Here is an 8,140-nt window from a genome sequence, read left to right on the forward strand (position 1 = left end):
ATTAACCCTTTTGTGCCTTAAGTCCTTTCCTGTATGAATTTCAGCTACTTTTGAGCGTAGTTGCTCTCATCGAATTTTATTTTAAGTTAATTATTTGCATAACAATTCCCGAAGAGCCTATTTTATTTACAATCTAGTAGTTATAGTTCTTATAGCTTTTATACGTCTAGTTCTTCCTTTGATAGTTGGTCTGACTTATTATCAAATTGGGGAGGAGATGAACTTGATAAGATTGAATTAATAATGGTTTTAGAAGAAGAATTCGATCTTGAACTTTCAGACGAAAAATGCCAAGAATTTACAACAGTGAAAAAGCTAGTTGATTATCTTGCTGAAAATTTAGGCAAGTAACAATCTTAATTTTTACCAAAATATCTCAAGTTATCAGCCAAATATAGCTATAATCCAATTAGAGCGAGTTCTAAACCAACAACTTATGATTAGTCGCTACATTGTCCCATGGCTCCCGATGATCTTAATAGGAATTAGTAACGGTATTCTCAGGGAAAGCACCTACGGAAAATATCTCGATGAACTACGCGCTCATCAAATTTCTACCCTGACAGGAATCCTCTTTTTTAGTCTTTATATTGGCACTCTTGTCTATTTTTGGGGTCTAGAATCGTCCAGCCAAGCAATTACTATCGGTTTAATTTGGTTACTATTAACAGTGGGTTTTGAATTTCTGTTCGGCCATTTTATTGCCGGTCACTCTTGGTCAAGATTAGGACAAGATTATAATCTTTTAGCGGGACGAGTTTGGATTTTTGTTCTCTTGGTCATTACTTTTGCTCCCTTACTATTTTATCAACTTTTTTCTTAATTATGAAAGCTATTATCATTAATCGCTATGGCGATAGTAATGTTCTCCAATACACAGAAATAGAAAAGCCAATTCCCCAAGCGAAAGAAGTCTTAATTAAGATTATGGCAGCGGGAATTAATCCGATTGATTGGAAGATTCGTCGGGGAATGCTCAAAATAGCCACAGGTAATAAATTTCCCCTGCAATTAGGTTTTGATTATGGGGGAATTATCGTTGAAAAAGGCAGTCAGGTGGAACAATTCCAGATCGGAGATGAGGTTTTTGGTTTTCTCAATCAATTACCGGGTAGAACCTATGCTGAATATGCAATTATTCCTGCTTCCCTATTAGTTAAAAAACCGCATAATCAGAGTTTTATTCAAGCTGCCGCCACTCCTTTAGCCGCTTCTACCGCGTTGCAAGTCTTGCGGGATTTTGGCGGTATTCAAGCAGGAAATCGGATTTTAGTTAATGGTGCATCGGGAGGAGTGGGTAGCTTTGCCGTGCAGATAGGGAAAATTTTCTCCGCGCAAGTAGATGGAGTTTGTAGTAGTAAAAATATCGATTATGTCACCTCTTTAGGAGCAGATAAAGTTATCGATTATACCCAAGAAGATTGGAGAAAAACTGAGCAGAAATATGATCTAATCTTCGATGCTGTGGCTAAGTCTTCTTTTTGGCACTGTCGTCAGCTTTTAAAACCCCAAGGAACCTATATAACCACCCTACCAAATCCAGGGATTATCCTCTTAAATTATCTCACTGCTTGGTTGCCCCAAAAAGGGAAACTGATATTTTTTGCTCAGGCACAAGCGTCCGACTGGCAATTTCTCAAAGAAGCGATCGAATCAGGAAAATTAACTGTTAGAATCGATCGCACCTATACTTTTTCCCAGGTGGTAGAAGCTCATAATTATAGTGAATCGGAAAGAGTGCGAGGAAAAATAGTCTTGATCCCGGATTAAGGATAAATAGTTAGGGATTTTCCCGATTTTTTGGGGAACGAGTAAATAGTTTTAAGTAGGTAGAAACAGAGAATTCTTTAATTGGAAAGGTGATAAAAGTCAAGGGATTAATAGTAATAATAATATTGCGGCTATCCCTCTGTACCGCCTTGATAATCTGTTTAGCTACCCAATCAGCGGACATAATACCCACAGGATTTAAATTACTCTTAAAAGGACCAAGAATTAGCTTTCTTACCACACAGGGAGCATCTAAACGACGCAGGGTAATCATATCACCGATCGCTCGTTTACTGAGTTCGTAGAGGGGACTAAAGGCAGGATTAACCTCTGCTTCCGAAGTATTCACCCAGACTTCCTTGCGGGCAATTTCCTCGTTAGTGCGGACAGTTTTGAAGAATAATTCCATTAAACGCCAGACGGAAAAAGTATTCACTTGGTAGGCTAATTCGATCGCTTCTGGGGTTCTTTGGCCGTGGACATTAACGCCATGATTTAAAATCAGTATATCTACAGACTTAAATAGGTTCTCAAGTTGCGTTTCTTCACCGATTTGCCATTTTACGGTTTTTACAGGTACTGATTCGCCGTTAATTTCAATAGCGATCGCATTCTCCCCGGAAGTGAGCGCGATCACCTTGGCTCCTTTCAGTTGTAGGTACTTTAAAAGCGATCGCCCTAAGGTTCCATTCGCTCCGGTAATGGCGATCGTTTTGCCCTTGAGAGAAAGTGCCGTCCCCATCAATTTATCCATAAAGGTGAAAGTTCCACAATAATAAGCCTTTTGGTTATCAAAATGGTGTCGCCAGTGGTAGGTACGATTCACGCGCCATGGAGCGGGTAAACTCTCAAACTGCCCCGGACGATGGGTTAAATCGGTTAATTCGTCCAGATTTGCCATACCTAAACCTCGACCGATCGCCGTACTGAGAAAAGCCATAGTATAAAGGGAGCCTAACCAACCCAACCAAGGGCGATCGAACCCCCAAGAGTAGGCCAGTAGTACGGGTAAAACACTGGCAGCCAACATGACTAAGGCCTCCGGTACATCATTGTACCAGTGCGCCTTGCGATAAATTTCCTCGCTCATGACCGACAGATCGGGACGAAAAACCCGATGATGCCAGACGTGCAGACGATAAAGGGGCTGCCAATGGTGGGCCAGAGCATGATAGGAATCACGCACGATCTCCACCCAAATAATTGAGCCACAAATCAGTCCGACACAGAGGAGCAGGTTTGACATAGGGGATAAATGTTAAATTTTCTCAACGAATTTGACGCTCCCATCGCACTCATGCGAGGGATTCCCTGTTCATCCAGTTACCTTATCTACCAAGCTTTCACCTAATAGACAGTGGATAGTCTGTCCGAGGGCTTGAATTTCTGTCCGCCCGACAGTATTTGCCCGTGCGAGAATGTTTATAGCAGCGTTTTCATCTCTATCCAAGACACACCCACAAGAACAAACATGAGTTCTTACAGATAATGTTTTCTTGACAATATTACCACAACTAGAACACTCTTGGCTAGTATATTGTGGGTTCACCGCTACCACAAACTTCCCGTGTATTTTTCCCAAGTAGTCTAGCCAATCGGTGAACATCGACCAACTTGCATCTGAAATAGATTTAGCAAGCTGAGGATTTTTCACCATATTAGATACCTTCAAGTCCTCATAGACTACCAAATCGTTAGATTGGATTAACGCTTTTGCTGTCTTGACGGCAAAATCTTTACGTTGTCTAGAAACTTTTAAATGAAGGCGAGCTACTTTAGATTTCTGTTTTAACCTTTTTTGGCTTCCCTTTTTCTTTTTTGAGAGTTTACGTTGAGCCTTTTTTAGTCTTTTTTCAGACTTACGAAGAAACCGTGGTTTATCAATTTTATCCCCATTAGAGTCGGTTAAGAAATGGTTTAAACCTAAATCAATGCCTACTTCTTTTCCTGTAGAGTCAAAGGGTTCTACTCGCTCAATGTCTAAGACAAATTGACAATAAAAGCCATCGGCTCGTTTAATAAGCCTGACTCTTTTGATAGTGGATTTATCGAGAATCTCACGGTTAAAAGTACCGATTAGCTTTAATTTCCCTATCCCTGTTTTATCCGTGATGTGGATAAACTTTTTGTCTTCTGTTAGTTTCCAACCAGAAGTTTTGTACTCGACAGACCTTGAGAACTTTTTGAATTTAGGATAGCCTTTTTTAGCTAAACCCTTCTTGCTCCGTCCGCTTGCCGAATTCGATTCGGCGCGGGCGGTGCGCTTTTTACAGTTATCATAAAAACGGGATATAGAAAACCAGGCTCTTTCGGCACTCGCTTGACGAGCCATAGAGTTGAGTTTACCAACAAAAGAGAACTCAGGATTATTAGATAATTCGGTAGTTAGCCTACACAAAGTAGCATAGTTAACCTGATCTTCTTTGGTAGAGTCCATCCAAAATCTTAGACACTTATTCCGAATAAACTGTCCCACTCTTATAGCCTCTTGAATGGCTATTTCTTGGTGTGAATTGGTTTTTAACTTAAACTCTATGACTCGCATCGATTCGACCTCTCAATGTGTTATATTATGATTATAGCAATCCACTGTCTAAAATGTCAAGAGCATGAAGACTAATTATTTTAAAACTCGTAGAGCTACCTTTAATCTCACCGTCCACATAGTTCTCGTGACAAAATATCGTAGAAAGGTGTTTCATAAAGAGCATCTGGAGTTTTTGAGAATAGCTTTTCAAAACATAGCCGAGAAATGGGATGCGAAGGTAATAGAAATTAACGGAGAGTCAGACCATGTTCACATTCTTTTAACTTACCCCCCTCATAAACTGTTAAGTGGATTAATAGCCAACTTAAAACCAACTTCTTGCAAGCTGATGTGGGATAAATTTTCTGACCACTTGAAAGAGATATATGGTCAAGATAAGAGAATTTTGTGGACAGGGGCATATTTTGTGGCTAGTTGTGGGGGTGTTACAATAGACCAACTTAAGAAATATGTAGAGAATCAGGATTCCCCTGAATATTAGCTGTGCTTCGCTGTTTTATGCTGGTCGGTTTTTCATCTCCGAGGTGAAACCGAGGGTTCCTTCAAACCGACATTTTAGGTAAACAAGGCAATCTTAGCCGCAAAAGCGCATTTATAGGGAAAAAAATCCTAATAGACTGAAAAACTAGGGTTTCTTTCCCAAAAAAACTTAAGATTCCGTTAAAAATTTTAACAATTTTCGGTAAAATAAAGCAAGAAATAAGCTTTTACTTGAACAGTTACTTAACCTGAGTCGATTATGGCAGAAAATTATTGGTCGCGAGAGGATGATAACGAAGAATTAGACCCGATCGGTTCCCTCCTATCTGACTGGTCCGATCCCGAAGACGAGGAGGAGGAATTTAGGAGCGAAATTTTTCAGGGCCGATCAGGACGCAGACAGAAAGCGGCTTTTAGCCTCATGGCGATCTGGACAATAATTATCGCACTTCATTGGCTGAGTTGGGGTTATTGGGCAATTATCGCCTTAACTATCGTACTATCGGGGCAAGCTTTGCGGCTGCTGTTCACCAAACCGGAAACGCCGCCAATTCCCTTACTGGATAAGGATTTAGCCTCTGTCCCCAGGGTTTCCCTCTTAGTAGCGGCCAAAAATGAAGAAACCGTAATCACGAAACTGGTTAATTATCTCTGTCATCTAGACTATCCCCAAGATAAATTAGAAGTCTGGATCGTCGATGACTATAGTACCGATAACACGGGTGCGATTCTCGATCGCCTTGCTTTAGAATATCCCCAATTAAAAATTCTCCATCGTCCTGCTAATGCTGGAGGTGGCAAGTCCGGGGCCTTGAATCAGGTTTTATCCCTAACTAACGGGGAAATTATCGGCGTATTCGATGCGGATGCGGGATTATCCTCCGATTTACTGCGTCATGTCGTCCCGATGTTCGACGATCGAGAAGTGGGTGCGGTACAGGTGCGAAAAGCGATCGCCAATGCTGCCGAAAACTTCTGGACAAAAGGACAAGCGGTAGAAATGATCTTTGATAGCTGTTTCCAACAGCAACGGATCGCGGTGGGAGGGATCGGAGAATTGCGCGGAAATGGTCAATTTGTCCGTCGTAGTGCCTTAAATCGTTGCGGGGGTTGGAATGAACAAACGATCACCGACGATCTTGATTTAACTATTCGTCTCCATATCGATAATTGGAAAATTAATATCTTAAATTTTCCCGCAGTAGCGGAAGAAGGGGTGACAACGGCGATCGCTTTATGGCATCAGCGCAATCGTTGGGCCGAAGGTGGTTTTCAGCGTTATCTCGACTATTGGAAAGCAATTTTAAAGTCTCCTATGCCTTGGCCGAAAAAGTTTGATTTAATTGCTTTTTTGATCGTTCAATATATCTTACCTGCGGCCGCTATTCCCGATCTTTTAATCACTATTACTCGGCATCAAGCCCCGATTTTAACTCCTTTAACTGGTTTAGCTCTTTCCCTTTCTCTCTGGGGTATGGTGACAGGATTAATCCGAGTTAATACGGGTAAAAAATTCACTTTCACCCTCGGTTTGGACATCCTTGCTCAAACCATTCGCGGCATGATTTATATGATGCACTGGTTTATTATTATTCCCAGTGTCAGCCTGCGGATGGCTTTGCGTCCTAAACGTTTAAAATGGGTGAAAACCGTTCATCTGGGGGAACATCTCAGCGCCGAAGTTTAATTTTCGAGGATAGACTCCAAAAACTTTGGCCTTATCAGGCTCGAAATCCCCTGTCAATGAAGGTTACAGCCTTTGGAAACCCCTTTTGGAAAAATTTCCAATTTCCTTAATCATGCTTGCTACCAATAATGTGTTAATTTAGATACAGAATTGAATTCCGTGACAGCACTGGGGTAGCGAAAAGCGCTCGCTCCAGTTTTTTTTGTGACCGGTTAATGGAGAATTAATTTCTGGCTCTTCTGCACAGCGTTGCTAGAGCAGTTATCTTAATGGTGAGATAGGAAGTTTTTGTTTTGGGGAGTCGGTTATCTGTTCCCAAAGCAGACTTGTCAGAATATAGTATGGAAAACAAGCATAATCTTGGCGAAACTATGTATCATCAACGACTAGCTAGACCTGAAGATGCAATAGCGATCGCTCCTCTTTGGCGAGATTTTGCTCAAAGGCGATCGGAAGCTGATCCCTCGATCAATCTGAAACCTGATTTTGACTATGAAGGATATGTGAGGTATCAGCTTAAAAAACCTCTATCTTTCGGTTTTGTCTTGGAATATGAGCAGCAAATCGTCGGGTTTCTCTTTACTTATGTGTATGATGAGACCCCACCTCCCCAGATTTCTGCTTTGGAAATGTGGGAAAATCCTTTCATTCCCCGTCGTGTGGGTGCAGTTTTGGGGATGTATGTTAAAGAAAAGCACCGCAAACCAGACACAATTAATTTGTTGATTAAAGCGGCGATCGCTAAAGCGGAAGAACTAAAGGTTAGCGATATTGACTTATTAATCAGCATGGATCAGCAAGGGATTCAGGTATTATTAGAACGCTTGGGCTTTGTTAAAGCAGCAATTCAATATACAAAACATTTTAACATATCGGAGAAGAATTTACCGAATTTACACCAGGCTCATTTAAGGCTAAGAGAAAAGGAAGTTATACCGACTGGAACAATTGTTTTAAGGGATATAAAAACTCAAGAAATTGTCAAGAATTCTCAAGGGAAACCAATTTTTTTAGAGCCAGTTAGAGATGCAGCAGGAAAGGCTTTGACGAGTTCGATGGGTTTACCGATTTATCCTCTCCCTTTACGAGATCCGAATACTCATAATTTCGTCTTTGATGAGGAAGAAAATCTCATCTTATGTCCTATTTTACAGGAACTAGGGGGTGAGGTAGTAGAATTTGGAGGAATCCCTCAATTTTGTCCACCTGTTTATGAACAAATAGATGGTAAATTATGCTTAAAGCAAGATAGTAATGGCAATTATGTTTTTGCAGAAGTAGAACGGGATGAGTCGGGGAAAATTAGGCGATTACCAGAAGGAAAACCACTCTTTAAATCCACCAATTGATGTTTAAACTCTCAGCCAAAAAACAATATCTAGAAAACGGGTTTCTTCAAGAAACCCGTTTTCTGAACTTATGGCGATCGCCTTTTGTCCATGACAAGGGGTAAGATTGCTTTGGGGGGTTTTTAGTGGAAAGAGAAAGGTTAACGCGGGAAGCATACCCCTCTTTTCCTAGTTCCCCCTCTCCTCCTAGGTTAAGGGGGTGAGGTCATAACAATCTGTTGCCAAAACCGACTTTTCAGAATATAATAGAGAAGAGTAGTCATTCATCACTCAGATTAGTTAAGATGATATTACATGACTAATAAT

Annotated in this window: 7 protein-coding genes and 1 pseudogene; 6 read left to right on the plus strand and 2 right to left on the minus strand. The window is 40.9% G+C overall.

Going from position 1 to position 8,140, the window contains the following annotated elements:
* Positions 1 to 198: 198 nt before the first annotated feature.
* The 3 genes and pseudogenes from EWV84_RS09310 to EWV84_RS09320 all read left to right on the plus strand — a co-directional run.
* A pseudogene (locus EWV84_RS09310) lies at positions 199 to 351 on the plus strand (phosphopantetheine-binding protein); the annotation flags it as partial.
* 85 nt (positions 352 to 436) lie between these two features.
* Positions 437 to 823, plus strand: a complete 387-nt coding sequence (locus EWV84_RS09315) for a hypothetical protein (RefSeq protein ID WP_287077782.1) — start codon at positions 437 to 439, stop codon at positions 821 to 823.
* A gap of 2 nt (positions 824 to 825) precedes the next feature.
* Entirely contained in the window at positions 826 to 1,770 is a 945-nt protein-coding gene (locus EWV84_RS09320) for an NAD(P)-dependent alcohol dehydrogenase (RefSeq protein WP_286827120.1), read from the plus strand.
* A 10-nt stretch (positions 1,771 to 1,780) separates the two neighbouring features.
* On the opposite strand, the gene EWV84_RS09325 is transcribed toward EWV84_RS09320, so the two are convergent.
* Both EWV84_RS09325 and EWV84_RS09330 read right to left on the minus strand, forming a co-directional pair.
* Positions 1,781 to 3,016, minus strand: a complete 1,236-nt coding sequence (locus EWV84_RS09325; protein WP_287077783.1) for a bifunctional sterol desaturase/short chain dehydrogenase — start codon at positions 3,014 to 3,016, stop codon at positions 1,781 to 1,783.
* Positions 3,017 to 3,085: 69 nt separating this feature from the next.
* Complete coding sequence (locus EWV84_RS09330) at positions 3,086 to 4,315, minus strand: RNA-guided endonuclease InsQ/TnpB family protein (protein ID WP_287077784.1); 1,230 nt, start codon at positions 4,313 to 4,315, stop codon at positions 3,086 to 3,088.
* Between the two features lie 64 nt (positions 4,316 to 4,379).
* On the opposite strand from EWV84_RS09330, the gene tnpA reads away from it, so the two are divergent.
* The 3 genes from tnpA (at position 4,380) to EWV84_RS09345 (ending at position 7,834) form a co-directional block, all read left to right on the plus strand.
* Positions 4,380 to 4,799, plus strand: a complete 420-nt coding sequence (tnpA, locus tag EWV84_RS09335; RefSeq protein WP_287077785.1) for an IS200/IS605 family transposase — start codon at positions 4,380 to 4,382, stop codon at positions 4,797 to 4,799.
* A 258-nt stretch (positions 4,800 to 5,057) separates the two neighbouring features.
* Positions 5,058 to 6,485, plus strand: coding sequence for a glycosyltransferase family 2 protein (locus EWV84_RS09340; RefSeq protein ID WP_287077786.1), 1,428 nt, complete (start codon positions 5,058 to 5,060; stop codon positions 6,483 to 6,485).
* 341 nt (positions 6,486 to 6,826) lie between these two features.
* Positions 6,827 to 7,834, plus strand: a complete 1,008-nt coding sequence (locus EWV84_RS09345; RefSeq protein WP_287077787.1) for a GNAT family N-acetyltransferase — start codon at positions 6,827 to 6,829, stop codon at positions 7,832 to 7,834.
* Positions 7,835 to 8,140: the final 306 nt, after the last annotated feature.

The sequence above is a fragment of the Microcystis sp. M_QC_C_20170808_M3Col genome, assembly GCF_007095505.1.
In the GTDB taxonomy this organism is placed as follows: domain Bacteria; phylum Cyanobacteriota; class Cyanobacteriia; order Cyanobacteriales; family Microcystaceae; genus Microcystis.